Annotated in this window: 25 protein-coding genes; 9 read left to right on the top strand and 16 right to left on the bottom strand. The window is 63.5% G+C overall.

Going from position 1 to position 25479, the window contains the following annotated elements:
• Positions 1–50: 50 nt before the first annotated feature.
• A complete protein-coding gene (locus tag FJ443_RS09480; protein WP_140663662.1) occupies positions 51–1166 on the bottom strand; it encodes a KamA family radical SAM protein in 1116 nt (371 codons plus the stop codon).
• A 126-nt stretch (positions 1167–1292) separates the two neighbouring features.
• Here FJ443_RS09480 and FJ443_RS09475 point away from each other — a divergent pair, with 126 nt between their 5' ends.
• Both FJ443_RS09475 and FJ443_RS09470 read left to right on the top strand, forming a co-directional pair.
• Positions 1293–1646 carry a hypothetical protein gene (locus FJ443_RS09475; protein ID WP_140663660.1) on the top strand — a complete coding sequence of 118 codons (354 nt, stop codon included), beginning with the start codon at positions 1293–1295 and terminating at the stop codon, positions 1644–1646.
• An 87-nt stretch (positions 1647–1733) separates the two neighbouring features.
• Entirely contained in the window at positions 1734–2264 is a 531-nt protein-coding gene (locus FJ443_RS09470; protein WP_140663658.1) for a DUF1629 domain-containing protein, read from the top strand.
• A 24-nt stretch (positions 2265–2288) separates the two neighbouring features.
• On the opposite strand, the gene FJ443_RS09465 is transcribed toward FJ443_RS09470, so the two are convergent.
• Together FJ443_RS09465 and FJ443_RS09460 are read right to left on the bottom strand one after the other, a co-directional pair.
• A complete protein-coding gene (locus FJ443_RS09465) occupies positions 2289–3020 on the bottom strand; it encodes an SDR family oxidoreductase (protein WP_140663656.1) in 732 nt (243 codons plus the stop codon).
• A 32-nt stretch (positions 3021–3052) separates the two neighbouring features.
• Positions 3053–3538, bottom strand: coding sequence for a VOC family protein (locus FJ443_RS09460; RefSeq protein ID WP_140499028.1), 486 nt, complete (start codon positions 3536–3538; stop codon positions 3053–3055).
• 111 nt (positions 3539–3649) lie between these two features.
• Here FJ443_RS09460 and gcvA point away from each other — a divergent pair, with 111 nt between their 5' ends.
• Positions 3650–4561, top strand: a complete 912-nt coding sequence (gene gcvA, locus FJ443_RS09455; RefSeq protein ID WP_140663654.1) for a transcriptional regulator GcvA — start codon at positions 3650–3652, stop codon at positions 4559–4561.
• Between the two features lie 8 nt (positions 4562–4569).
• Here gcvA and FJ443_RS09450 read toward each other — a convergent pair whose 3' ends face one another.
• Entirely contained in the window at positions 4570–6192 is a 1623-nt protein-coding gene (locus FJ443_RS09450) for an ABC-F family ATP-binding cassette domain-containing protein (protein WP_140663652.1), read from the bottom strand.
• Positions 6193–6483: 291 nt separating this feature from the next.
• On the opposite strand from FJ443_RS09450, the gene FJ443_RS09445 reads away from it, so the two are divergent.
• On the top strand, positions 6484–6771 hold the full coding sequence (locus tag FJ443_RS09445) for a hypothetical protein (protein ID WP_140663849.1): 288 nt from the start codon (positions 6484–6486) through the stop codon (positions 6769–6771).
• A 32-nt stretch (positions 6772–6803) separates the two neighbouring features.
• Positions 6804–7073, top strand: a complete 270-nt coding sequence (locus FJ443_RS09440; RefSeq protein ID WP_140663650.1) for a hypothetical protein — start codon at positions 6804–6806, stop codon at positions 7071–7073.
• A gap of 163 nt (positions 7074–7236) precedes the next feature.
• Here the strand turns inward: FJ443_RS09440 and FJ443_RS09435 are convergent, their stop codons facing one another.
• Complete coding sequence (locus FJ443_RS09435; protein ID WP_140663648.1) at positions 7237–8142, bottom strand: S1C family serine protease; 906 nt, start codon at positions 8140–8142, stop codon at positions 7237–7239.
• A 235-nt stretch (positions 8143–8377) separates the two neighbouring features.
• Here FJ443_RS09435 and yghU point away from each other — a divergent pair, with 235 nt between their 5' ends.
• Positions 8378–9244 carry a glutathione-dependent disulfide-bond oxidoreductase gene (gene yghU, locus FJ443_RS09430; RefSeq protein WP_140516131.1) on the top strand — a complete coding sequence of 289 codons (867 nt, stop codon included), beginning with the start codon at positions 8378–8380 and terminating at the stop codon, positions 9242–9244.
• 355 nt (positions 9245–9599) lie between these two features.
• A complete protein-coding gene (locus FJ443_RS09425; RefSeq protein WP_140499042.1) occupies positions 9600–10340 on the top strand; it encodes a sulfotransferase family protein in 741 nt (246 codons plus the stop codon).
• 151 nt (positions 10341–10491) lie between these two features.
• On the opposite strand, the gene FJ443_RS09420 is transcribed toward FJ443_RS09425, so the two are convergent.
• The 10 genes from FJ443_RS09420 to FJ443_RS09375 all read right to left on the bottom strand — a co-directional run bounded on the left by FJ443_RS09420 (position 10492) and on the right by FJ443_RS09375 (position 21727).
• Positions 10492–11454 carry a hypothetical protein gene (locus FJ443_RS09420; RefSeq protein WP_181167220.1) on the bottom strand — a complete coding sequence of 321 codons (963 nt, stop codon included), beginning with the start codon at positions 11452–11454 and terminating at the stop codon, positions 10492–10494.
• Between the two features lie 33 nt (positions 11455–11487).
• A complete protein-coding gene (locus FJ443_RS09415; protein ID WP_140499046.1) occupies positions 11488–12519 on the bottom strand; it encodes a hypothetical protein in 1032 nt (343 codons plus the stop codon).
• The gene (locus FJ443_RS09410; RefSeq protein WP_140663646.1) at positions 12516–13337 is read right to left on the bottom strand and encodes a hypothetical protein; all 822 of its coding nucleotides are present in this window, start codon (positions 13335–13337) and stop codon (positions 12516–12518) included. Before FJ443_RS09410 ends, FJ443_RS09415 begins: the two co-directional genes overlap by 4 nt.
• Entirely contained in the window at positions 13334–14755 is a 1422-nt protein-coding gene (locus FJ443_RS09405; protein WP_140499050.1) for a hypothetical protein, read from the bottom strand. The genes FJ443_RS09410 and FJ443_RS09405 overlap by 4 nt, the downstream gene beginning before the upstream one ends.
• 243 nt (positions 14756–14998) lie before the next feature.
• Positions 14999–15769 (bottom strand): exodeoxyribonuclease III, encoded by a 771-nt coding sequence (locus FJ443_RS09400; RefSeq protein WP_140630577.1) that lies wholly within the window; start codon positions 15767–15769, stop codon positions 14999–15001.
• Between the two features lie 7 nt (positions 15770–15776).
• Positions 15777–16421, bottom strand: coding sequence for an alpha/beta family hydrolase (locus FJ443_RS09395; RefSeq protein ID WP_140565353.1), 645 nt, complete (start codon positions 16419–16421; stop codon positions 15777–15779).
• A 222-nt stretch (positions 16422–16643) separates the two neighbouring features.
• Positions 16644–17765, bottom strand: a complete 1122-nt coding sequence (locus FJ443_RS09390) for a tetratricopeptide repeat protein (protein WP_140499056.1) — start codon at positions 17763–17765, stop codon at positions 16644–16646.
• Entirely contained in the window at positions 17762–18670 is a 909-nt protein-coding gene (locus tag FJ443_RS09385; protein ID WP_140499057.1) for a Ku protein, read from the bottom strand. The genes FJ443_RS09390 and FJ443_RS09385 overlap by 4 nt, the downstream gene beginning before the upstream one ends.
• 225 nt (positions 18671–18895) lie before the next feature.
• Positions 18896–21382: a DNA ligase D gene (gene ligD, locus FJ443_RS09380; protein WP_140663644.1), complete on the bottom strand. Its 2487-nt coding sequence runs from the start codon at positions 21380–21382 to the stop codon at positions 18896–18898.
• A gap of 120 nt (positions 21383–21502) precedes the next feature.
• Positions 21503–21727, bottom strand: coding sequence for a hypothetical protein (locus FJ443_RS09375; protein WP_140499061.1), 225 nt, complete (start codon positions 21725–21727; stop codon positions 21503–21505).
• Between the two features lie 342 nt (positions 21728–22069).
• Between FJ443_RS09375 and FJ443_RS09370 the strand changes: the two genes are divergently transcribed.
• Positions 22070–23335 carry an NAD(P)/FAD-dependent oxidoreductase gene (locus FJ443_RS09370; protein ID WP_140582516.1) on the top strand — a complete coding sequence of 422 codons (1266 nt, stop codon included), beginning with the start codon at positions 22070–22072 and terminating at the stop codon, positions 23333–23335.
• A 107-nt stretch (positions 23336–23442) separates the two neighbouring features.
• Positions 23443–24630 (top strand): ATP-grasp domain-containing protein, encoded by a 1188-nt coding sequence (locus FJ443_RS09365; protein WP_140582519.1) that lies wholly within the window; start codon positions 23443–23445, stop codon positions 24628–24630.
• A gap of 12 nt (positions 24631–24642) precedes the next feature.
• On the opposite strand, the gene FJ443_RS09360 is transcribed toward FJ443_RS09365, so the two are convergent.
• Entirely contained in the window at positions 24643–25461 is an 819-nt protein-coding gene (locus FJ443_RS09360) for a class I SAM-dependent methyltransferase (protein ID WP_140559831.1), read from the bottom strand.
• Positions 25462–25479: the final 18 nt, after the last annotated feature.

The raw sequence follows: 25479 nt of genomic DNA, 5'->3' as shown, positions 1-25479 counted from the left end.
CCGGGGCGCGACAACGCCTGATTGCATGGCCGTCCGCCGGGAATGTCGGCTCAGAGCTGGCTCACCACTTCGATGTATTCCCTCACCTCTCCATCCTGCCCACGAATGCGCCAGTTGCCGCCGTCGCGGTCTTCCACGTAATCCGGCCCGATCGGCACCTTGCCGCCGCCGTCGGGCAGGTCGAGCACGTAGACCGGATTGCAGATGCCGGACAGGCGCGCGCGCAGCGCGGCCACCAGCGCCTGGCCTTCGGCGATCGTGGTGCGGCGGTGCGCCATGCCGCGCGCGAGGTCGCCATGGTGGAGGTAATAGGGCTTTACCCCCAGGCGGTACATCAGCTCGCGGCAGAGTTCTTCCTGCACCTCGACAGTGTCGTTGACGCCCTTGAGCAGGACGCTCTGGTTGAGCAGCACGAAACCCGCCTGCCGCAAGCTACGGCACGCCGCCTCGGTCGCATCGGTGATCTCGCGCGGATGGTTGAAATGAGTGACGACCGTGATCATCAGCCGGCCTTGCAAGGCAGCGACCAGCCCTGGCGTGATGCGTGAAGGCAGCGCGACCGGTACGCGGGTGTGGATGCGCATCAGCCGCACATGCGCGATCGCCTCGATGCGGGCGCGGATTTCGCTGAGCGCCTTGTCGGGCAGCGAGAGCGGGTCGCCGCCAGTCAGGATCACCTCGCGGATCTCGGGGTGGGAAGCGATATAGGCGAGCGCCGGCTCCAGGGCTTCGCGCGTATAGCCGCGTCCGATCGAGGTCAGGGACTCCTTGCGGAAGCAGAAGCGGCAATAGACCGCGCATTGATAGGTGGGAAACAGCAGCACCCGGTCGGCATGGCGATGCGTCAGCCTGGGCACCGGACTGAAGGCGTGGTCGCCGATCGGGTCGTCGAGCTCGCCTTCGCCGGTCACCAGCTCGTCGGGAGACGGGATGACTTGCGCCCGGATAGGATCGGCGGGGTCTTCCCAGTCGATCAGGTCGAGATAGGATTTGGGGATGCGCACCTTGTGGCGGGAGACTGCTTCCTGGGCCGCCGCGCGTTCGCCCGGCGACAGTGGCAGCACGGCCAGGTCGCGCACGTGGCGCACGCCGGCGCGGATGTCGTCCTGCCAGGCGGCGTCGGCATCGGAAACGGGCGTCGTCGCATCGTGGAGCTGTGTGATCATGGGGTTCTCGAGGTTTTTAGCGGACCTATCGGCCGGATGGCCTGCCGGGTCAACTGCCTTGCGCCGGCCTTCCCCGTGTAGCAAGGAGGGTCTGTGCTCTCGAAAATGCCGCGGAGAAGACCCGGGATGAGACTTGTGGTGTCGGTGGTGCTAGCCACGGTGGCAACTGGATGTGTGAGCTCTCCGGTGGATTATGGGGCCTCGCTTTCGACGCAAGACCCGAAATGGATATCGCCGGAATGCCAACAGGCCCGGGTCGAGGCCTCGAACTATGATGCGCGTGAAAAAGAGCATCCCGGTTGGGGGACCGGTGTCTTCCTTGGCCCTTACGGATTGGGTCTCGCGGCAGCCATCAAGGAGCACGAGCAAAAGGAGCGCAAGATATTCGCCCGCAGGATACATTTGCAGTGCTCGAGTTTGCCGCTGCCGAACGAACTCGCGGGCGAGCCGGGCCCCCCGGCCACGACAAAATATCCATAGATGATATGCTTTGATGCTTCTGAAGGCAGGCCAGCGTTTGATGGGATCGCAGAAGCGGAAGCAGGACTGAACTTGGGAACGCCGCCCATGACGACCATTTACGAATTCGCGGTTGTCGAGGGCCAGGAATGGGTGCTTCCGGTCGACGAGGCCTACTACGAGGTCTTCTTCTCCCTTGACGGAACACCCCTCGAGAACTGGGACCCACCGGTCATGCGCCGCGTGTCGGAGGGCGACCCCCTCTATTCGGACTTCCCTTGGCTTGGCGAGCATGCGCCGCTTTTGCGCAAGCCTGCCGTCGACGCGCTGAAGGCATATCTGCTGCCCTATGGCCAGCTGATCCCGTTGCGCGGGGAAGAGGTCTGGCTTTTCAACGCGACCACCGTGATCGATGCGCTGGACGAGGAGCGGTCTGGAATCGTCTATTTTGATGACGGCGCCATTCTCGCGATCGAGCGATACGAATTCGATGCGGACAAGATCGGCACCGCCGAAATTTTCAAGCTGCCGATGCGCGCGTCCCCGGTGTTCGTCAACGACACATTCGTCAATCGCGTGCGCGACGCCGGACTGCGGACGGTATCGTTCAAACCCAGGTGGCGCCGCATCGAAGCGTGATGTTTGACGACCCTGCGATGCCAACTAGATCAGGTTCTGTCCGCCATCGATGCGGATCGTCTCGCCGGTCGTGAATTCGCTTTCCATGAGGTAGAGATAGGCAGGGGCGACGTCGGCGGGCGTAGCGACCTTCCTCGCGGGCAGGCGGGCGGCCATGCCGGCGAAAAAACCGGATTTGGCCTCACCGACGAGTTCGTCCCACATCGGCGTGTCGACCCATCCCGGCGACACGATGTTGACGCGCGTCGGGGCCAGCTCCAGCGCCAGCGCCCGGGCGAAATAGCTGAATGAACCGGCGATCGCGGAAACAACCGAGCCTCCGGGAACCGGCGGGCGGTCCTTGTTGATGCCTGATGTGAAGGTCATGGACCCTCCGGCTTTCAGCGTGCGCACGCCATGTTTGGCGAGCATCACGGCGCCGATCAGCTTGTTGTCGACGAAGCGCCGCACGTAGTCCATGTCGGTCTGGTCGATCGGGTCGTTGGGCGGCGGCGTGCCGGCTGTCGAGACGAGGTGGTCGAAGGCACCGGTTTCGTCGAACATCCGGGCAATATCCGCCTCTTTCGTCATATCAGCGGAAAGGCTTCGCACGCGACCGCCCGGGCCGAGCGTCCGTTCCGCGGCCTTGAGCTTTTCGCCCGAGCGGCCGACGATCACCAGCTCCGCGCCGCGCTCCAGCGCGGCTGCCGCTACGCCGAGCCCTATGCCGGAACTGCCTCCGACGACAATAATTCTCTTGCCCTTGAGCGATGCCATGGGAACCTCCGTCTTCAGGATGGACTGCTGGATTACGCCTTGCCGGCGTGGGCCGCCTCAATGTCGGCGACAATGATCTTGCTCATCTTGTACATCGCCTGCCGCGCCCGCCCCGCCTTGTCGCGGTCCGGGTCGTTCATCAGGCGCAGCGCCGCTTCGGGGATCACCTGCCAGTAGACGCCGAATTTGTCCCTCAGCCAGCCGCAAGGCTTTTCTGCGCCGCCGCCCGCCGTCAGCGCGTTCCAGTAATAATCTGTTTCGGCCTGGTCCTTGGTCTCGATGTAGAGCGAGATCCGCTCGTTGAACGGCGGCATCGAGCCGGCATTGAGCGCGGTGAAGCGCTGGCCCTCGAGCTCGAAGTCGAAGATCGCGTGCGGCACCGTTTTGTTCGTGCCGCCGACGAAATCGGTGAACTCGATCGCTTCAAGCGCCCGGCCATTCTTGAACACAGACAGATAGAAGTCGCGCGCCTCTTCGGCGTTGAGATTGAACCAGAGGAAGGGGTGAACGGTAGCCATGCTGCTCTCGTGAGGTTTGATCACAAATCCTGCGAGCATTCTGTCCAGCATGCGCTGGACAGACAATCCAAACTTTGGCAAGGATTTGTGATAAAATCTCACAGATTGGCCATGATCCGCAGACTTCCCCCACTCAACGCGCTGCCGGCCTTCGAGGCCGCCGCGCGGCATTTGAATTTCTCCAGGGCAGCCGACGAGCTCAACGTCACGCACGGCGCCGTCAGCCGGGCGATCAAGCACCTTGAGGAACAGCTCGGCGTGCTTCTGTTCGAGCGCGCGACGCGCTCGGTGCGCCTCACCGCCGTGGGCGAGCCCTATGCGAGGGCGGTCCACGAGATGCTCGACCAGCTTGCGGCCGCCACCCAATCGGCGACGGCCGCCCATTCGGGCTCGACATTGAACGTCTCCACCTCCGACGGCTTCGCGGGAAAATGGCTGGTGCCGCGGCTCTATCGCTTTCATCGCGCGCATGGCGACATCGACGTCAGGATTTCGACGACCGGCAAGTTGACCAATTTCCTTGGCGACGGCATCGACGTCGCCATCCGCTATGGCGCCGGAAACTATCCGGGTCTTACATCGGAATTCCTCACTGGCGAGGAGGTGTTTCCAGTGTGTAGCCCGAGGCTCATGCAGGGCGCCTGGCCCCTGGAGAAGCCCGACGATCTCAGGCACCACACGCTGATCCATGATGGTTTCCCGATCGGCTGGGCGGTCTGGCTGTCCAGCGCGGGCGTGGAAGGCGTGGATCCGCGGAGCGGGATTACCTTCGATTCCGCCACTTTCGCGGTCGAATCGGCCGTGCAAGGCGAAGGCGTGGTGCTTGGCCGGACCATGCTCGTTGCGGCCGACCTCGCCACCGGAAGGCTTGTCCGCCCTTTCGGCCACGCGCTGAAATCGGTTTCCAGCTTCTACCTGGTCTACCCTCCGGACGCGGTCCGCCGGCGCAAGGTGAAGGCTTTTCGCGATTGGCTCTTTTCGGAAATGACGGCGCAGCGTGCCATGGCCGTTTCCGGAGAATAGCCTCTGCGCTAGCTCCTCAGTCCCGGTGCCTCCTGCCCGGTGCGCTCGACATATTCGGTGTAGCCGCCACCGTAGGTGTGGATGCCTTCCGGCGTCAGTTCCAGCACGCGATTGGACAGCGCCGCCAGGAAATGGCGGTCGTGCGAGACGAACAGCATGGTGCCCTCATATTGCGACAGCGCCTCGATCAGCATCTGCTTGGTGACGATATCGAGATGGTTGGTCGGCTCGTCCAGCACCAGGAGGTTGGGCGGGTCGAACAGCATCAGCGCCATCACCAGCCGCGCCTTTTCGCCGCCCGAAAGCACCCGGCACTTCTTCTCGATCTCGTCGCCGGAAAAACCGAAGCAGCCGGCGAGTGTCCGAAGCGGCGCCTGACCGGCCTGCGGAAAATTGTCCTCCAGCGTCTGGAACACGGTGCGCTCGCCTTCGAGCAGCTCCATGGCATGCTGGGCGAAATAGCCCATCTTGACGCTCGGACCGCGCGCCACCGAGCCCTGGTCGGGATCGGACGCGCCGGCCACCAATTTCAACAGCGTCGACTTGCCCGCGCCATTGACGCCCATGATGCACCAGCGCTCGCGTCGGCGCACCTGGAAGTCGAGCCCTTCATAGATCGAACGGCTGCCATAGGCCTTGTGGACGTTCTTCAACGTCACGACGTCCTCGCCGCAGCGCGGCGCCGGCTGGAACTCGAAATTCACCGTCTGGCGGCGCTTCGGCGGCTCGACCCGATCGATCTTGTCGAGCTTCTTCACCCGGCTCTGCACCTGGGCCGCATGCGACGCGCGCGCCTTGAACCGTTCGATAAAGGCGATCTCCTTGGCCAGCATCGCCTGCTGGCGCTCGAACTGCGCCTGCTGCTGCTTGTCCGCGATCGCGCGCTGCTGCTGGTAGAATTCGTAATTGCCGGAATAGGCGGTAAGCGACCCGCCGTCGATCTCCACCACCTTGTTGACGATGCGGTTCATGAACTCGCGGTCGTGCGAGGTCATCAGGAGCGCGCCGTCATAATTCTTCAGGAACTGCTCGAGCCAGATCAGGCTTTCCAGGTCGAGATGGTTGCTCGGCTCGTCGAGCAGCATGGCGTCGGGCCGCATCAGCAGAATGCGTGCCAGCGCCACGCGCATCTTCCAGCCGCCGGAGAGTTTTCCGACGTCGCCGTCCATCATCTCCTGCGAGAAACCGAGACCGTCGAGCACTTCCCGCGCCCGGCCGTCGAGCGCATAGCCGTCGAGTTCCTCGAAGCGGTGCTGCGCCTCGCCATAGCGTTCGATGATCTCGTCCATCCGGTCCGCCTGGTCGGGATCAGCCATAGCCGCCTCCAGCGCCGCCATCTCGGCCGCCACTTCGCTCACCGGCCCGGCGCCGTTCATCACTTCGGCCACCGCGCTACGGCCGTCCATATCGCCGACATCCTGGCTGAAATAGCCGATCGTGACGCCGCGATCGACCTGCACCTGGCCCTCGTCGGGCTGTTCCTGCCCGGTGATCATGCGAAACAGTGTTGTCTTGCCGGCGCCGTTGGGGCCGACGAGCCCGACCTTCTCGCCTTTCTGCAAGGCGGCCGACGCCTCGATGAAGACAAGCTGACGGCCGTTCTGCTTGCCGATGTTTTCAAGTCTGATCATGGGGTGGTCCGGGAGGGCTGATGTGAGGGTGCGGGAGTTGCCCCGGCCCATACGCGAATGACAGCGGCGGGGAAAGAGGCAGAAGCGCCGCAGCGGGCGCAGCGCGTTTACGTCTTCCCACAGCGGAGGAGGGAGAAGCGCCCTCCAGACACACTTCAGAAACAAGAGTCAACATCCAGGAAAAACTGGAGAAAAGCGGTGCTGCGATAACGACCCCCGCGGCGGCCTGAACCGGTCGCGGCGCAACGCAAAGGGATGATCCCGAAAATGCAACGACGTTCGACCGGATGGATGGGTGCCCTGCTTGGCATTTCGTTTGCCATCAATGCGGTCGCACCGTTGGGTGCGGAAGCGGCGGTTAGCCGGAGCGAGTCCTGCAGCCGGCTCGGTCTTCAATTCGACGGAGCCATCGAAACGAAAAACGACCCCGGTGCCAGTGCGATCCATCTCGCCGAGGCAACCGCGCTCCAGAACAAGGCCAGCCGTTTTTGTGCCGAACGCAAGGAGGCGCAGGGCATCCGTACCTTCACCAACGCCTTGAAACTTCTGGGAGTGACACCGGTCGACCTGAACCAATGACGTCCACCATCTTTGAAACAAGGAAGCCTTTCATGAACAAGCCCCTCCTCTCCGCGCTTGGCCTGGCCATTGCGCTCGGTCTCGCAATGCCGGTCGTCGGCGCCAACTCCGCCGACGCGGCCGCCACCACCGCGGCAGCCTCGACCGCGGCTCCCCTCGCTGCCGCTGCCGTGAAGAAGCCGGTCAAGGCGGCCGCGCACAAGCATGTCAAGCATCGCAAGCACGCCAGCAGGCATGTGAAGAAGCCTGTACGCAAGCACAGCCACAAGCACGCCGTCAGGAAGCACAAGGCCGCGGCTTGATCTTCTCAAGCCCGAACAAGGAGATAGAACGGTATCTTGAATCCCTTGATCGTTTTTTCCTGACGTCGTCCCAGGGAAAAGCCGCCCTCGCGCAAGCGACGGCGGCTTTTCTTTTCGGACTGGCTGAAGGCTTTCCTTCTCTGCTGCCGAGAAGGTAACGCGCTCACTGCAACTGCGGCTTCTTCAGGAAACTGTCGCGATCGGCGGATTTGACGCGCAGCCAGGTTTCACGGCCGTCGCGCAGGACCCGCATCGGGATCTCGGCGCCGGCCGAACCGCTCTCCCATAGTTTGCGATAGAAATCGGCCAGCCCGTCGACCGCGCCGTCTCGTATGTCGGAGATGACGTCGCCCTCGCGCAGGCCCGCCTTGGCGGCCGGACCGCCTTCGGTCACGCTCATCACCACCACCCGGCCGTCGCTTTCGGCCGAGAGGGCGCCGAGCCATGGCCGTGGCGGCCGCGCCACCTGGCCGCGCGTCAGGAGATCGTCGAGGATCGGCGGCAACAGGTCGATCGGCACCACCATGTTGATATCGGCGACCTCGCCGTTGCGGCTCATCTGCAGGCGCAGCGACCCGACGCCGAGCAGCGCGCCCTTTGCATCGAACAGCGCCGCGCCGCCCCAGGAAGGATGCGCCGGCGCGATGAAGATCGCTTCCTCGAGCAGATATTCCCAATAGCCGGCGAATTCCTGCTTGGTGACGATCCTGGCCTGAACCGACTGGCCGATGCCGTCGGCGAGCACCACGCTGTCCCCGATCCTGGCCCTGCCGGCGTCGCCCAGCGCCACCGCCGGCAGGCCAAGCGGCGCCAGCGCCTGAACCAGGCCAAAGCCCGATTCCTGGTCGTAGGCCAGCGCATGCGCAGGCACGACGCGGCCGTCATGGGTCGTAAGCCACACCTCTTCCGCCTCGGTAATGAGATAGCCGATGGTCAGCACCAACCCATTGTCGCGGATAACGACGCCGCTGCCTTCGCGCAGCGTGCCTAATGCCCCGGCAGTAAAGGCATCGTCTGGAATGGTGGCGCGCACCGCCACGACGGAGCGTCTGTTGGGATTGATGGGCATGCTCTTGTCCTGGACGGGCTTGGGGGTCACGTTCCTATAGGTATGGCACGCGAACCAAGGCGCAAGGGGTTGGGGGCATCCCCTCCATCCTTTCGAAGCCCGAAGGGAAGATGAGAGGCATGGTCATTGACAATAGTTCAACGCAAGTTGAACTTTCCCGTTTGCAGCCCTAGCTGTAGGTGCAACTGCCAGTCCCGCTTCCAACCTGTCTCTCCCCACAATACGAGGCCCTGCGATGACCGAATACAATCCGCCGAAAGTATGGACCTGGAATAAGCCGAGCGGCGGCGCCTTCGCCAGCATCAACCGCCCGATCGCCGGCCCGACGCATGACAAGGTGCTGCCGGTGGGCAAGCACCCGTTGCAGCTCTATTCGCTGGCGACGCCGAACGGCGTCAAGGTGACGATCATGCTGGAGGAACTGCTGGCGCTTGGCCACAAGGGCGCCGAATACGACGCCTGGCTGATCAGGATCAACGATGGCGACCAGTTCGGCAGCGGCTTCGTCGAGGTCAATCCGAACTCCAAGATCCCCGCACTGATGGACCGCAGCGGCGCCACGCCCATCCGCGTCTTCGAGTCCGGTTCGATCCTCACCTATCTCGCCGAAAAGTTCGGCGAGTTCCTGCCGACCGACCAGCCGGCGCGCGCCGAGACCCTGTCCTGGCTGTTCTGGCAGATGGGCTCTGCCCCTTATCTCGGCGGCGGCTTCGGTCATTTCTATGCGTACGCGCCGACCAAGATCGAATACGCCATCGACCGCTTTGCCATGGAAACCAAGCGCCAGCTCGACGTGCTCGACCGCCGCCTGGCCGAAACCGAATATCTTTCCGGCGCCGGCTACTCGATCGCCGACATGGCGGTCTGGCCCTGGTATGGCGGACTGGCGCTCGGCCGCATGTACAATGATTCCGGCGAGTTCCTTTCGGTGCAGGATTACAAGAGCGTGCAGCGGTGGGCGAAGGCGATCGACGAGCGCCCCGCGGTCAAGCGCGGACGCATGGTCAACCGCGCCTTCGGCGAACCCGCGATGCAGCTGCACGAACGCCACGACGCCAGCGATTTCGACACGAACACGCAGGACAAGCTCGCGGCTGAGTGAGCTGCGAGGGCGGGCAGCGGCGCTGCCCGCCCTCCGTTTGATTTTGCGAAAGCGTCGATGACGGCAACGTCTCACCTGGAGGCGTGGACATCACGCCGATCCGCTCCGCGCCGTTCAAGACGGCAATGCGTCTTCTTCTATCATCGTCCGACGTCAACAGCGGTCCTCTCACACAGGCCCCATAGAAATCTGTTGCGCAAATGCCGGCCGGGGCGCAACGTGTTGCCAGAAGATCGATGCAAGGGAGCAAATCGATCCTGCGGCGCGGCGTCCTTGTCGCGCAGAGTATGCCTAGGGTTGCCGCGGCGTCCTTTTTTGGCGCGAGCACGCGGCCTTGGTTTGGTCGGGGGAACAAATGACGCTCACGCTGATCGGGGCCGGCTTCGGGCGCACCGGTACATGGTCGACCTTCGTCGCGCTGAACAGGCTCGGCCTGCCCTGCTACCACATGCAGGAAGTGATCCTGAACAAGGCCAACAAGGGCCATCTCGATTTCTGGCGCAAGGTGGCCAACAGCCCGCCCGGCACGCAGCAGGACTGGAGCCGGGTATTCGGCAATTACAAGGCGACGGTCGACAATCCAGGCTGCTGCGTGTGGCGCGAACTGATGGCCGCCTATCCCGACGCCAAGGTGCTGCTCACCTTGCACCCGCGCGGCGCGGAAGCCTGGTACGAGAGCACCATCGACACGATCTACTTCACCGAGAATGTCTGGCAGTTCAAGATCCTGGAATGGCTGACGCCGTTCGGCCGGAAATTCGGCGACATGTCACGCAGGCTGATCTGGGGCCGCACGCTAGCCGGCGTCATGGGCAACCGCGCCAAGGCCGTGGAGCGCTACAACGCATATGTCGAGGAAGTGAAGGCGGCGGTGCCGCCGGAAAAGCTGCTGGTGTTCAAGGTCAGCGAAGGCTGGGCCCCGCTCTGCCACTTCCTCGACGTGGCGCAACCGAACGAGCCCTTCCCCAATCTCAACGACCGCGAGGCCATCAAGAAGATCATCGCCGACATCATCAAGGGCTCCTACATCATGCTGGCGCTAAGCGTGGCGGCCGTTATCGCGGTGATCGCGGCGCTATGGTGGTGGCTGGGGTAGTTGGGCGCCGTTCGTCGATCCCTCGGTGCAGCGGGAGCGAAGCGACGAAGGCTTTGCGATCCAGGCCACGCGATTGCGAAAAAGCGCTGCGGTCAAAACAAGGGCGTCGTTGTCGATACCGCCAAGCAGGCTGAATCGCGCGATCACCGCGTTAATTGGTGCCGCCGTCCGAGGACCGTCGTACCCGAATCTCGATACGCCGGCGTTCCCGAACATCGCCAACGTGGCTGCCATCGGCGATAATGTCTCCCGGCATTACGAGCTGTGCCGCTGACAACGGAATGATCTTCACACTGCCCAGCCGTCCCGTCTGGATCAGCGCGTTCGCTACCGCGATAGCGCGCGAGAGCCCCAGCCCCGCATTGTCGGCCGGGGTCAAATCGCTGATAGCGCTGGCTCCGTTCATCGCCGAGATCGCAACCGCATCGAGGTTGGACGGCTTGGCCGGATTGATTTTCTGCTCATCCGTGTGACCGACGATCTCGACGACATCGACTTTGTAGCGTGTCAGCAAAGACAGAACGTCGTCCGTGACCTTGGTCTGCAAACGAGCCCGGAACGCGTCGGTGAGAGCAGCGCTGCCACGTTCAAATGTATAGCCGTCGTCGCTCAACGTTATCATCGGCGGCCACTGCATCGACGATTCAGCGTCCGCGCTCCTGTCGTTGGAGGCCGAGAGCGTCTTTTCAAGTCGGTCCAGCAGACGGGGGTCGGCGGCTTTGGCTTCGCTGATTTCGAGCAGCAATTTCCGCAGCGTCGGATCTGACGTCGGCGCGGCATCGATGCCCTTTTCCGTAAGCCCGTCGATCACCGCTTTGGCCGCAACGAGCTCGGTCCAGTTGGCTGGCGGCAAAGGAAGCGCCGCTTTTGGAAACAGCGCCTGCAGGCGCGCCAGTTCGGCACGCATGTCGGCAAGCTGGCCCACCGTGATGTCCAGGTTCGCGGAGGCCTGCAGCTCGGCGATCCTCTCATCTTTTCGCTGTGCGATGCTGGCCGAGACCAGAAGGAGGCAGAAAAGCAGAAGGAGGAGAAGCTCGGCCATTGTGAGCCCAAGCACCACGCCTCGGCGATGGCCGCGTTCCCCTTCGGCGATAAGCGAGGAAGGCATCTTCATCGACATCGTCCCACACTGACCATGCAACGCGCTTTAGCCGCCACGCCAGAGCCGTCTGAATAGACCCTGCCGCGTCGGCGCTCGATCATAACCCTCAAATGTCGCCGCAAGTTTGTCGAGCACATCGCTGGCCCGAAGCGCTTCCGCCGTGGACTGTTCCAGCCCGCGCCGAAGCTCCGCCACATCGCCAAGACGGGAAGAGAAATCGCTCATGGCGGTTTCGATCGCCCGCTGCAAACCGGCCACGACCGGCTCCAGCCGAACCTCGATGACCTTGTCGGGTGTCGACATGCCAGCGAGCTTGTCGGCCATCATCTGTGTCGCGGTCGCAATCTGCGTGCTGGCGCTGGTCAGGATGGCGTTGATATCGTGAACTGCCTTGGCTGTCTGGTCGATGCCGCCCCGCAGCTCCTTGGTGTCTATTCCGCTCTGCATCGCCAGCGAGGATGCCCTGATGTGCTCGGAAGCTTCCTTGGCGAGCAGGTCCAGAGACTGGACCAGGGATTTCGCCGAGGTTTCCACTTGCGTTCGTATCTCGTGATAGCCCTCTTGCAGCATCTGCTGGTTGGAGCGTTGGAAATGGTTCATCTCGCTCAGGATGCCATCGAGTTCCCGGCGCACCTTGCGGGATGCTTCTGCGAGCTCGAGACGTGACACGCGTTCCACTTCCATGGGGTCGCGTCGGAGCTGATTGAAGACGATGCGAAATGCAATGCCGGCGATGGTGGAGGCAACCGCGATGCCGAAATTGCGCACGATCTCGTCGACTGCGCCACCGCCTCCATACTGGTAAAGCGAAACGGCGAGGCTGGTGAGCGTGAAGATGAAGCCCATATAGTAGAAGTTGTCCCCGGTTTGGTCGTCGCGCAGCCGGAGCCCGCGCGCGATCATGATCATCGCCGCGTAGCCCATCATCAGCGCGATCGGCACGAAGGTAACGACGAATGCCGACACGGAAAGCGATTTGGCCACGACTATGTAGGCGGCGCCCAGGCCGGTAAAAACGATAAAGACCAGTGGCGCCGCAGCGTCCAACTGCCGGCTGGCCACGCGCGGCCGCCTCACCCTTCAACTCCTTGCAACGACTTGGCAGAGCTGAAAACGCCGTGATTGTAATCAATCCACTGCTGCCAGAATGCCATCAACGCGACGCTGTCGACGGGCGACTTCGCCCGGCGTATGAGCCAGATCGACACATCGCTGCCAGCGAGATCCGTAGCGAAGCGGTTTGCCGCGGGCGACTTTTTGAAGGCATCGAAATCTGTGGCGCCGCGGTAGTGAGAGAAGAATTCGGTATTCTCGAACATGTCCGAAACGACAATCAGCCGCGAGGGGACCGCACGCGTTTTCTGGGCGACCAGATGGCTGACGGCTATCGACTGAATGCCGGCCATGATCGGCGAGCTGTCGGCCTTGTTTGCCTCGACCGCTTTTTCAAGCGCAACCAGCAGCGGCTGGCCGAATCCCGCTTGCCAACGCTCTCGCGCCAGCGCCGCATTGCCGGTGAAAGCACTGAGGTCGCCGCCATTGCCGGGGTTGCACAGCGAGAAGAGTTCTTTCGTATAGGGTACCGCTGATGTAAGGGCCCTGATCTCGAACAAGCCACCGCGCTGGATGCCGGAGGCGGTATCGCGCAGCAGGGTCTGGATGTTCAGTTTGGTGACGTCAGCGATTGCATCCGTGGTATCGATCAGGATGATGGTTTGCGACGCAGCTCCGACGACCGGGCAAAGCCGATCGTCAAGTTCGACGAGTTGCGAGCGCGCCGAGACATAGACGTAGGTAAAGCCTATCGCGGCGGCAATGAGGCCGAGCGCGAATAGAATAATCCAGCCCCAGTTGACAAGGTGGGAAGGCGAGCGCCGGGACCGTCGACCGCTCATTGGGCTTCAGGCACCAGCACATCCAGTTCGCGATACTGCTTCAACGCAGCCTCGAACTGTTCACCCAAGGCGACCAGCATCTTGTCGAGGTCGCCTTGCGCATCCTTGATGGAAGCTTGCAATTCGTCGCTGTTCCATTCCCCGTCGCGGAAATACTGGACGCCGATGCGGCCGAGTTGGTATGGCCGCGAAAAGCGCTCCGGCGCGGGTGTCGTGCGTACAGCGATATTGGCGTCCCTGTAGATTCGGAACAGGCTGTTTGCCGCACGTTCAAGCTGAGCTTGGTGGGCGTCGAACAGCCCAACCAACCGAGAGCGATGGGCCACGATCGCATCGTGTTCTGTCCGCTGCTTGCTGAGGTCGGCGCGCGCATCGGCGAGTTCGTCCTCATAACCACTGCGAACATCGGAAAGCTCGCCGATCAGGCCTTGCCGCTTGTTTCGATAATTTGCCCGCGCCTCGTCAAGCCGGTGATCAACCGTGGCGTAGCCTGGATAAGTGTCACGCATGCTGAGCCCATCGATCAGGGCAAAGAGTGAAAACATCACACCGAGGAAGAAGAGTATCCAGGAGCGAAATTCGTTCAGCGCGAATGGCGCGCTTAGCAAGCGTCGCATCACCTCGTCGCCATTGGTCGCGATCGTTCCGGCAACCTCGCGGTAATGCGCCAGACCAAGATTGATGGCAATCGCTGCGCCGATATAGGCCGCGATGGCGAGAATGCCGACAAACTTACGGAAAATCGAGCGATGCGCGATCTCGCGCACGCCATAGAGGGCGAACATCAGCGCGACGCCGACATTGAGAATCGCGAAGATCAGCGCCTCGACGATGCCGCCGACCAGCCCGAGCTCGTTTCGCTTTGCAAGCAGTTCGCCATTGATGACGAGCTCTGCCATCACCAGCGCCACCACAAAGAGCCATTTCAACGTCGTACCGATGGCGGTGGTCTTCTTGCAGGGCCGGCGAAGCCCGTTCTGATCCTTGAAATCACGATGCCAGGACTCTGCCTCCTTCAGATCGCGACGCAGCCCATGCAGATCATCGATTCCCATCTGCAATTCGGCTTTCAAGTCGGAGAGACCAGCCGTGGATGCCGCTTTTATATTGGCAAAGCGCGATTCAAAGTCGAGGTCGATGAGACGCTGCCTGAACCCCGCAAGTTGGTTCTCCAGATGATCGTGGGATTGTTTCTGGGCGGCTCCGACCAATTCGATGATATCGTTTTCAACGGCATCGTAAGGTAGGTCATCGCTTTGAGGCAGATTCTCCCTGCCCCGCTTCTCGCCTTTCTCCGCAAGCCGCATATCCGTTGCAATGCGCTGGACGTCAATGTCGGGGAATGACTCTGTCGTCGGCCTATAGGCATGCGGCGGCCGCAACAGCCGTTGCTTGAGCTTTTCCAGTGACCCGAACATTCCACCCCACGTACACTCTTCCGACCACCCGTACCGAGGCTAGCGGTAAGCTTCGGATTCTTCAACGAGTTTCGCCCAATCGAAAGTGGAGCTTTTGCGGACGCAAAAGCTCGGCAATTCCATCAGAATGACTGTCTACTGCTAGGGAGCCGTATTTTACTCTGCGCCGTATACTGTATGGTCGCTGTCGCCGAAGGGCGGAGAAAAAGAGAGCGGGCATTCTGCTTCGCCAAACGCCGCCCCTCACCGCAACTCCACCCACACCGGCGCGTGGTCGCTGGCGCCGTCCTCACCGCGCACGTCGCGGTCGATGCCGGCAGCCTTGAGTTTGCGGGCGAGCTTCTTCGACAGGAGGATATGGTCGAGCCGCAAGCCCGCATCGCGCGGCCAGCGGTTCCGCCGGTAATCCCAGAAGGTATAGAGCGTCTCTTTGGGGTAGACCTTGCGCAGTGCGTCCGTCCAGCCTTGCTCGATGAGCGCGGCAAAGGCTGCCCGGCTTTCCGGCTGTACCAGCGCGTTATCGTCATAGGAGCGTGTGGCATAGATATCGCGCGGCTCGGGCACGATGTTGTAGTCGCCCGCCAGCACCACCGGCAGGCCGGTGTCGAGCAGTTGTGCCGCATGCGCGGCGAACCTGTCATGCCAGGCGAGCTTGTACTGAAATTTCGGCCCCGGCTGCGGGTTGCCGTTCGGCGCGTACAGGCAGCCGATGACGATTCCGTTCACCGCCGCCTCGATGTAGCGGCTCTGCCTGTCGGTATCGTCGCCGGGCAGCACATCGCGCGTCAGCACCGGCTCGGCGCCCCGCGCCAGTATGGCGACGCCGTTCCAGGTCGGCTCCCCCTTCCACACCGCGCCGTAGCCGGCATCGGCCAGGGCAGTGCGCGGAAACTGCATATCGCGCGCCTTCAACTCCTGCAGGCAGACGACATCGGGTCTTGCCGCCGCCAGCCAGGTCAGCAGATTCTTCAGTCGGCTGTTGACGTTATTGATGTTGAAGGAGGCGATTTTCATCGGCGGGTCAAGAGACGAGCTTGCCCGTCCAAGCCTTCACCGTTTCGGCCAGCGTCTTCAGATGATCGGCGGTCGAAAACCCCGAGATGCTCTTGCGCGGCTTCAGATCGTGATCGCCATCCTCCAACCATACGATCTCGATGCTGTCGGAGAGCCCATAGCCGGCAACCTCGTCGGGCGTGCCGAACTCGTCGCGCGTGCCCTGGAAGATCAGCGTCGGTATCGTCAACCCGGCCAGATGCTTGGTCCGCAACTGCTCGGGCTTGCCGGGCGGGTGGAAGGGATAGCCGAGGCAAAGCAGGCCCGAGATTTCGCCCCTGGCAAACATCTCGTCCGCCACCATCGAGGCGACGCGACCGCCCATCGATTTGCCGCCGATGATCAACGTCCCGGTCACGCCCCTCGCCCTGAGGTCGGCGATCGCCTTGATGTATTCCGGGTTCACTGTCTCGGCGCGCGGCGGCGGCTTGCGGTGGCCATAGCGGCGGGACGCCATATAGTGGAACTCGAACCGCGCGACCTGAAAGCCTACTGCCGCCAGCGCCTTGGCGGTGGCGGTCATCGAAGGAGAATCCATCGACGCGCCGGCGCCATGCGCGAGCAGGATGGTGACGGGAGCTGTGTCGTCGCCGTCGAAGAGGAAGGTGGTCATGGAATAGGGCTCCCGTGGCTCGGCGTTGGTGACCCCTTCTCCCCTTGTGGGACCCGAAGGGCGGGCGAGACCGTTGGCTCGCCCCGGGGGTGGTCTCGCGAAGCTCGGCCGGATCACGGGTGTTCCAGGAAACGCAAACGCCTCATTCCGACACGCACCCCTCAACCGTCTCGGCGCTGCGCGCCGATCCACCTTCTCCCAAAACGGGAGAAGGAAAGAGCTTTACCCCGCCGATTTCGCCAGCTGCATGTCCACGAACTGCACGCCCTTGGCCGCAACTCCAGCCCACTCCGACTCCGCGTCGAGCTCCAGATACCGCGCCCACAGCCGCCGCGCTTCCAGCAAATTGCCGGCGTCGAATTCGAGCCGGGCGAGATTGAAAACCGGATCGGCGTAATTGCCGTCGAGCGCGATCGCCTTCCACAAGTGCCTTCGCGCCGACGCCGTCTTGCCCTCCTCGCTCATCAGCCCGGCGAGATTGAACCAGGCCTCGACGAAAGCCGGATCGAGCTTGATCGCGCGCGCATAGTCATGGGCCGCTTCCGCCGGGTGGCCGCCGGCGCGCAGGCAGTTGGCGCGGTTGAAGGCGGCGATCGCGTCGCCTGGATCGATGGCAAGGCAGCGCTGGTAGAGCGCGGCGGCACCATCATGGTCGCCGCCCTCCTCCGCCGCTTCGGCCTCGGCGAACAGCTCTTCCAGCGGATCGTCGTCGGAGGCGCCGAGATCGAACAGCAATTGCCCGTCGAGCTCGCTCTCGCCGCCATCCAGATAGATCGCATCGGGCCGCCCGGATGCCGAGCCGACCGCGAGCGACTTGGCGGTGAGCGAAGCCACCGGGCCGGAACGATGCACCGAGCGCGCGATCGCGCCCCATGTCGCGCCGCCGGCGACCAGCCCGGCATATTTGCGCGCCAGGATCAGGTCGCGGAAGGAATAGGGTTCCGAGTCATGTTCGAAGGCATCGAACAGCGACAAGAGATCGAGGTCGGCGCCGGATAGCTGCGACTGATCGATCAGCGATTGCCGCGACAGCGAGGAGGCCTCAGGCGCCTTCATCAGTCCGAGCAGGCGCAGAAAACCGTTCTCGCTGAGCAATGTGCGCCCGGCGCCGCGCTCGGCGGCGACGCGGCGTTCGACCTCGACATCGCCGGTCTTCGTGAGCCCGGCTTTGACCAGCCCGGCCTTGAGCAGCAGACCGCGACCGAACACGACATGCGTGGTGCGCCGGATGACACCGCGCCTGAGTTCGCCATGCTGGCGCGCGACCTCGCGCGCCGCCAGCCTGAGCGGAAACGCCGCCAGCGCGCCGATCGTGCCGAATATGGCGCCGGCTGGTGCCGTCACTTCTTGCTCTTGCCGACCGCCTTCAGCAGGTTGGCTTTCAGCGGATTTTCAGCAGCGCCGCCCGCGGCCGCCTTGGCCTTGGCGGCGGGCTTCTCGTCGGCCTTGCTCTTCGACTTGGCCGGCGGCTTCGACTGCGACTGCGACAGGCTCGCCTTCAGCGCATCCATCAAATTGATGACGTTGCCGCGCTCGGGTGCCGCCGCGATGATAGGCTTGTGGCCCTTCAGCTTCTCGCGGATCATGGCCATCAGCGCGATCTCGTAGCGGTCCTCGTAGTTCTTCGGATCGAAGGTGGTTTCCTTCTGCTTGATCAGCGCTTCGGCCAGTTGCAGCATTTCAGGATCCGGGTTGCCCGCAGGGATGTTGCCGAAATATTCAGCCGTGCCGCGCACTTCGTTCGGGTTCCTCAACGTACACACGAACATGCCGTTTTCGCGCGCGCCGATCGTCACCACGCGCTCGCGGCTGGACAGGACCAGCCGGGCGATCGCCAGCTTGCCGGATTTGCGCATGGCTTCGCGCAGCACGGCGAAAGTCTCCTCCGCCATCGCGCCGTCCGGCGCCATGTAATAGGGCGCATCCTGGTAGATGACGTCGACCTCGTCCTCGTCGACGAAGGCCTCGATGTTCATCGTGTGGTTGGATTCGATGCGCACCGCGTCGAGGTCGCTATCGTCGATGATGATGTACTGCTTGTCCTCGTACTCGTAGCCCTTGACCAGGTCCGAACGCTCGACCAATCCGAGCTCCGGATCGACCGGCTTCATGTTGATGCGGTTGTGGGTCTTCTTGTGCAACTGGTTGAACGAGATGCGCTCGCTGGCGCTGGTGGCGGGGTATAGCCGCACTGGACAGCTCACCAGACTGAGCTTGAGGTAACCTTTCCAACTTGCCCTGGGCGCCATGATGAACTCCTACGCGGCCATGCACTGAAACTTTTCGCAGCGCTTTCGTCCGAAGGACGAACAAGGCTGCGCAAATCCTACACCGACCCCGCACATTACCGGCAAATCCTGACGAAATGTTTTAGGACGCCGAAAGGGCCGCGAGTAGAGAATAATTCAAATTGTCAAAAGCGTCGATGGACTTGGGTTTCCTCGCCCCCGCGAAGCGGGGGAGAGGAAACCAATTTATTTGAACGTGGGCAAATCCCGAGCAAACTCGTCGATCTCAGCCCACGGATCGCCCGACGTTTCCAAGAGTCCCGGCAGCGACGCATAGTTCAGGTCCTGCGGCGCGTCGATCGTCTCCAGATCCGCCCAGCTCACCGGTGTCGAGGCCGGCAGGTTGGTGCGGGCGCGCAGCGAATAGGGTGCGGCGGAGGTGTGGCCGCGCGCGTTGCGGTGATAGTCGATGAAGATGCGCTTCTTGCGGTTGTCTTTGCCCATTGTGGTGGTGAAGGTGTCCGGCGCGCTTGCCGCCAGATGCGCGGAAATAGCGCTGGTCGCCTGGTGCAGCGTCTTCCAGTTCTGCCTGGCCGTCACCGGCACGGTGATATGGATGCCCTTGCCGCCCGAGGTTTTGGCGAAGGGCACCAGCCCCAGCTCCTCCAGTTCGCCCTTGATGTGCACGGCGGCCTCCACCACTTCGCGCCAGGAGATCCCTTCGCCCGGATCGAGATCGAAGACAATCTGGTCGGGCCTGTCGAGGCTGGTGCGATGCGTGCCCCAGGTGTGGAACTCGACCACGCCGAACTGCGCCAGCGCCAGATAGCCCTTCGCGCCCTCGACCGAGAGGTAGGATTTGGTCTCACCCTCGGAATTGGTCGCCTCGAAGGTGGCAACCGAAGGCGGCATGCCGGTGAAGGCATGGAGCTGGAAGAAGCAGTCCTTCGGCAGGCCGGTCGGGCAGCGCACCAGCGACACTGGACGCCCTAGAATATGCGGCAGCATGAAATCCCCGACCAGCGCGTAGTAGACGGCGATGTCGAGCTTGGTGGGCCCGGTCTTGCCGAACAGGCGCCTGGTCGGGTTGGTTACCCAGATCGTGGCGAGGTCAGCCTCCGCGATCAGCCGCTTGCGCTTGGCCGAAACCGGCGTCGACAGGCCGACATCCCTGAGGCCGCGAAACACCGCATGGCGCAGAGCATTGTCCGCCGTGCGGTTGGCGTAATGGATATGGGCTGAAAACAGCGGCTTCACCCAATGCATCTCGCGCATGATTTCGCGCGGCGCGCCTTCGGGCGCCATGGCGCCTGATGTGAGCGGCTCCAGCCGGGCCAGAAGATCGGCCGCGGTCTCGGCGTCGAAGCCGGTGCCGACCTTGCCGCGATAGTGAAGCTCGCCGTCCTCGAATTCGGCAAGGCCAAGCGCCGCCAGCCCCTCGGCTGCATCCGAAACCGTGTAGCCGGCGATGACGAAATCGCCGGTTTGCAGCGCCTTGGTCTTGGTCCAGCTCTTCGTGCGGCCGCTCTGGTAGGCCGCGGTTGCGCGCTTGGAGACGACGCCTTCCAGGCCAAGCTCCGAGGCCTGGTCGTAAAGCCCCTGCCCGTCGCCGCCCACGTGATCGCTGTACTGGATCGCGGAGTTGGCGCGCAGGCCGGCGAGCAGTTCGGCCAGCAGCGCCTTGCGCCTTTCCAGCGGCGCCTTGCGCAAATCCCAGCCGTCGAGATGCAGGAGATCGAAGGCGTAGAAATGCAGCTTGCTGCCGGCGCCCTCCGCCAGCGCGTCCTGCAGAAGCGCGAAGCGGGAAATGCCCTTGCCGTCGAGCACGACGATCTCGCCGTCGATGATGGCCTCCCGGCACGGCAGCTTGGCGAAGGCATGCGGCAGATCGCCATAACGCTTGGTCCAGTCGATGCCGCCGCGGGTGATCAGCCTGACCTCGCCACCTGTCAGATGCGCCATGGTGCGGTAGCCGTCGAACTTGATCTCATGCAGCCAGGACTCGCCGGTGCGGTCGCAAGGATCGTCACCGCCCGGCGGTTTCGGCACCTGTGTCGCCAGCTGCGGCTCTATGCGGGCGGCGGGAGAGGCCTTGACCGCGCCGGACAAGGCGCCGGGCTTCAGCGTGCCGGGCCTTGGCGCAGCCTTGGCCGGCGGCGGCGCCACCAGCTCCTCGATACGGCGGCCGGATTTCACGCTCTCCGGCCGCTCTTCGAGGATGTCGAGCGTGGGATTGGAAGCGAGATCGCGCTCCTTGAACAGAAGCCAATTCTTCTTGCCCTCCTCTTCGCCGGGCTTCGGCTTCAGCCTGGTCAACATCCAGCCGCCATTGAGCTTTTTCCCGGCCAGCCGGAACTTGAAGGCGCCGGTGCGCAAGCTCTTCTCGACATCCTCCATCGGCGCCCAGCTGCCCGTGTCCCAGACGATCATCGGCCCGCCGCCATACTCGCCTTCGGGAATGACGCCCTCGAAGTCGATATATTCGAGCGGATGGTCCTCGGTCTCGACCGCCAGCCTTTTGTCGGCCGGATTGAGCGAGGGTCCGCGCGGCACCGCCCAGCTCTTCAGCACGCCGCCGACCTCCAGGCGCAGATCGTAGTGGTCCGCCGTGGCATGGTGCTTGTGGACGACGAAGCGGTTGCCCTCCTCGGCGATCAACCCACCCGCCGGTTCCGGCGTCTTCGAGAATTCGCGTTTGGCGCGGTAAGGTTTGAGCTTGGAGGGCGTCGTCATGGCATCGACCGTCGCAAGCCAGCCAATTGCAACAACAGAGCGCCATGCCTGCTCGAACGGTCCGATGCGGCATGTATCAGGGTGACTAGCCGAAACGTCGCTGCCAACCAGTCACCACGCTCAATCGTCGGCCGCCGGCGTCAGTTCGAGCTCAGCGGGCGACAGGCCCTGCCGCAGCTGGCTCAAGCGGAATTCGTCGACCCAGTAGGCCTCGCCATCGACCAGCACGCGCGCCCTATAGGTGCCGCCTGAAAAACTCTGCGCGGTGATGTAGACCTTGTGGCGGTCGAGCGCCTTGCGCACCGCGGCACGCTTGGAGTTCTGGCTGTTCACGGCACTGGACATGCGCTTCGCCCTCGGTCGCCCTGACACGGAACTCGACCGCTCTTCGCGGTCCGGCGACTGGCCCCAAGGATGGCGGAGAGCGGCGCGGGTGTCAATTTCCTCGCCGCGGCGGCTTCCCTGCAAGACGCAAGCATAGCCGACGGCATCGGCTCGATTATGTCCGCGAACCTGTGGGCTGGAACAATATGACATCTTGTTTGGCATATGCGCCGAGGCGGCTCGGCGCTTCTGCTTTCCGCATTGTTAACCTCGGCGCGCCTAGGAATAGGGCGGGCTCCGGCCGCGGCGCCAATGCGTCAGAGCGGCGCGGGGATGGCGCGGCCATCCAGGAGAACAAGGTTCATGACCGCTTCCGTGCGAAGCAATGACTGTGAAGTGGCTGTTGTCGGCGCCGGACCTTTCGGACTTGGCGTCGCCACGGCGCTCAGGGCAGCTGATGTAGACGTGCTTGCCTTTGGCAGCCCGATGGGCTTTTGGCGCGAGAACATGCCTCGGGGCATGCGGCTTCGCTCGCCCTGGCGCGCAACCTTTATCGGCAACCCGAACGGCCCGCTCTCCCTCGATTCCTACGCCAGCGGCCAGCGCGTCCAATTGCGCGAGCCATTACTGCGGCAAGATTTCGTCGACTATGGAATGTGGGTTCAGGCTCAGGCGGTTCCGGATCTCGACACGCGCATGGTGAGCCGTGTCGAACGGACCAATGCGGGATTCCGGCTGATCCTTGCCGACGGCGATGCGGTTCGCGCCGGCCGCGTCGTCGTCGCCATGGGCCTGAAGAACCAGGAACTGGTGCCCGCCGCCTTCACCGGCCTGCCCTCCGAACTGGTCAGCCACACCAGCGCGCACATTGGATTCGAAGCCTTTGCCGGCAAGCATGTCGCCGTTGTCGGACGCGGACAGAGCGCCTGCGAATCCGCCGTCCTGCTGAGAAAGGCGGGAGCCGACGTCGAACTCGTCTGCCGGGGCGACATCCATTGGCTGGGCGCGCCGTCCAGCAGCCGGGGCCGCAATGTGCTCGGCGCCGCCGAGGAACTCCTGGCGTCGCCCTCGCGCGTCGGCCCGTTCCCGCTGTCCTGGCTGATCGAGGCGCCGGGTCTCGTGCATGGTTTGCCGGCGGCGGCGCGACGCTGGGTCAATGCGCGTGGCCTCAGGGCCGGCGCGTCAGGCTGGCTGCGGCCGGACTTCGGCGGCATCAAGGTCAAGGCCGGCCGCGTGATCGTCGGCGCCTCCGCCAGCAACTCCGGACTAGACTTGCGGTTCGAGAACGGCTCGACCGCTTACGATCACGTCCTGCTCGCGACCGGCTATCGCATAGACATCGGCAAGCTCGGGCTCTTCGCCCCCGATTTCCTCGATGCGATCGCCTGCCGCGACGGATCGCCTGTCCTTTCCACGGGACTGGAATCGAACATTCCCGGCCTGCATTTTGTCGGCGCCAGCGCGGTCGCGAGTTTTGGCCCGTTGATGCGTTTCACCGCCGCCACCCCGTATGCGGCGCAGGCCGTCACCCGTTTCATACGCACTGCCAGAAGCAAGGGGCAGAACGCACGGCGCTCCACCGTGAGACTGGGCGAAGCCTCGGTTCCCGCCGGCCCGAAGCCGCGTTGAGCATCGCGGGCCCCGCCATGTATCAGCGCGATCAGGCGGGGCTCTCGCCTGTCAAAGCGGAAGAGCTGGGCAACCGGCCGTGCCGGACAGCATGTGAGGATGTAGGCTTGGCGACGTCAGGCGCAGTGTTTCTTGGGGGCGCGCACGGCACGCTTGCCCTGGCGCGCAGCCTCGGCGCGCAAAAAGTGCCCCTCACCTACATCACCAATGATTCGCCGCTGCCGGGCTGGTCGCGATTTGTCGGAGCCACCATCCGCTGGCCCGGCCCAAACGATGAGCGGGCACTGCCGTTTCTGCTGGAAGCGGCGCCTAAACACCGGCTGGAGGGATGCCTCCTGATCCCGGCCGCCGATCCAGAGGTTCGCCTGGTCTCGGAAAACCTCGCCGCCCTGTCGGCGATCTATAAGATCTTGCTGCCTTCCTGGGATGCGTTGCAGTGGGTCTGCGACAAGCCTCTCCTCTACAGGCGGGCAACCGAGTTGCGGCTGTCCATTCCAAGGACCTATGACATCGCATCCATGGCGCAGGCCTCATCCCTGGACATGGTTTTTCCGGTCGTTCTCAAGCCTCACATGGGCGGCGGCAACACCCGCATCGCCAGGGCCAAGGTCGTCCAGGCCGACGACAGGGCCTCGTTTCTTGCCGCCTATCGCGACGCGGCCGAACAGGTCGGCGGCCAAAACGTCGTCGTGCAGGAGCGCGTGCCGGGCGGGGGAGAAAGCCAATTCTCTTACGCCGCGCTCTGGAACGAGGGCAAGCCGATCGCGGAGTTCACCGCGCGCCGCTCGCGGCAGTATCCGGTCGACTTCGGCTATACCAGCACCTTCGTCGAGATCGTCGACGAGCCCCGCGCCGTCGCTGCCGCGCGCACATTGCTGTCGTCGATCGGCCATAGCGGCCTGGTCGAGGTCGAATTCAAGCACGATTGTCGCGACGGCACGCTCAAGCTTCTCGACGTCAATCCGCGCCCCTGGTCGTGGTTCGGACTTTGCGCGCCTGCCGGCGTCGACCTGGGCGCGATGCTGTGGGAGACAGTGAACGGCCGGGCCACCGCAGCCGCTACCGCTCGCCCGGGAACGGCATGGATGTATCTGGCCCGCGACGCTGTTTCATCCGTGACGCTGATGCTGGGCGGCAGGCTTGGCATCGCGGCCTATGTCAACTCCTTCGCGACGGTTCGATCCTGGGCGGCGTTCGCCTCAAACGATCTGCTGCCGGGGCTGATCGAACTGCCGCTGACGGCATGGCGGGTGCTGACGAAACGGCTGCTGAACCCGGCCGGCCGCCGGCCCTGACAAAATCGCCCTTTATGATGGCCGGTAGTCGAAGATCGCGTAATCGATGGTCCGCACCGCGTCGAGGAAACGCGGCATGGGCGGCGTCACGCGTTGGTGGAAAGACCCGGCATCGTGGATGGCGGGCTTCGCCCATTCGATGGCCCTGTGGCTCGAACTGCCGTAAACGACGAGGCAGGGCCGCGGGTGCCGTTCCAGCGACGACATGAGATTGCCCAGCACGATTTCGAACACGTCCCTGGAAAAGGGATTGTAGAAATAGACCAGCAGCGGCGTCGGCGGGAACTCATACGTCGCGGCATCCGCTTCGATAACTGCAATCTGGCGGCATTTCTGGGCCGGGCTCTTGTATCGCTCGATGTTGCGCCGGGCGATTGCGACGAGCTCCCGCGCGAACTCCACACCGACAATCGCGGCGAACGGGTAGTGCGAGGCCAGCAGGAGCGTGCGCGACTTGCCCGAACCGATATCGATGAAGGTGTAGTCTGCAAGATCGTCCGTCAGCCTGTCCATGATGAAGGCGAAGGATCTGGGCGACGTGCAGACGCATTCATTGCCCTGGTCCCGGTGCGGTCCGACGACATCGAGCGCGTCGAGCCGGATCGAACCCGCCGTGTCGACGCCATTGTCGCGATCCCACTGGCGCGCCAGCCGGTCGGCAACGAGATGGCGGATGTTGCGTGCGACGAAGCGGCCGCTGTCACCAAGGCCATGCCGTCGCACGAGCCGGAACGGTTCGAGGATTCCTTGCTGCCGGACGAACCGCAGCGCCCTCGCGATGCGTCCTCTCGACCGGTCCTGCAAATCGATGCTGTACGTTTTACGGTTCATTGCGGATCAGCTCGGTTG

This window comes from Mesorhizobium sp. B2-6-1 (genome assembly GCF_006440475.1).
Lineage (GTDB): Bacteria > Pseudomonadota > Alphaproteobacteria > Rhizobiales > Rhizobiaceae > Mesorhizobium.
The sequence above is the reverse complement of the archived record's forward strand: the minus strand, read 5'-3'. Positions and strand labels throughout refer to the sequence as shown.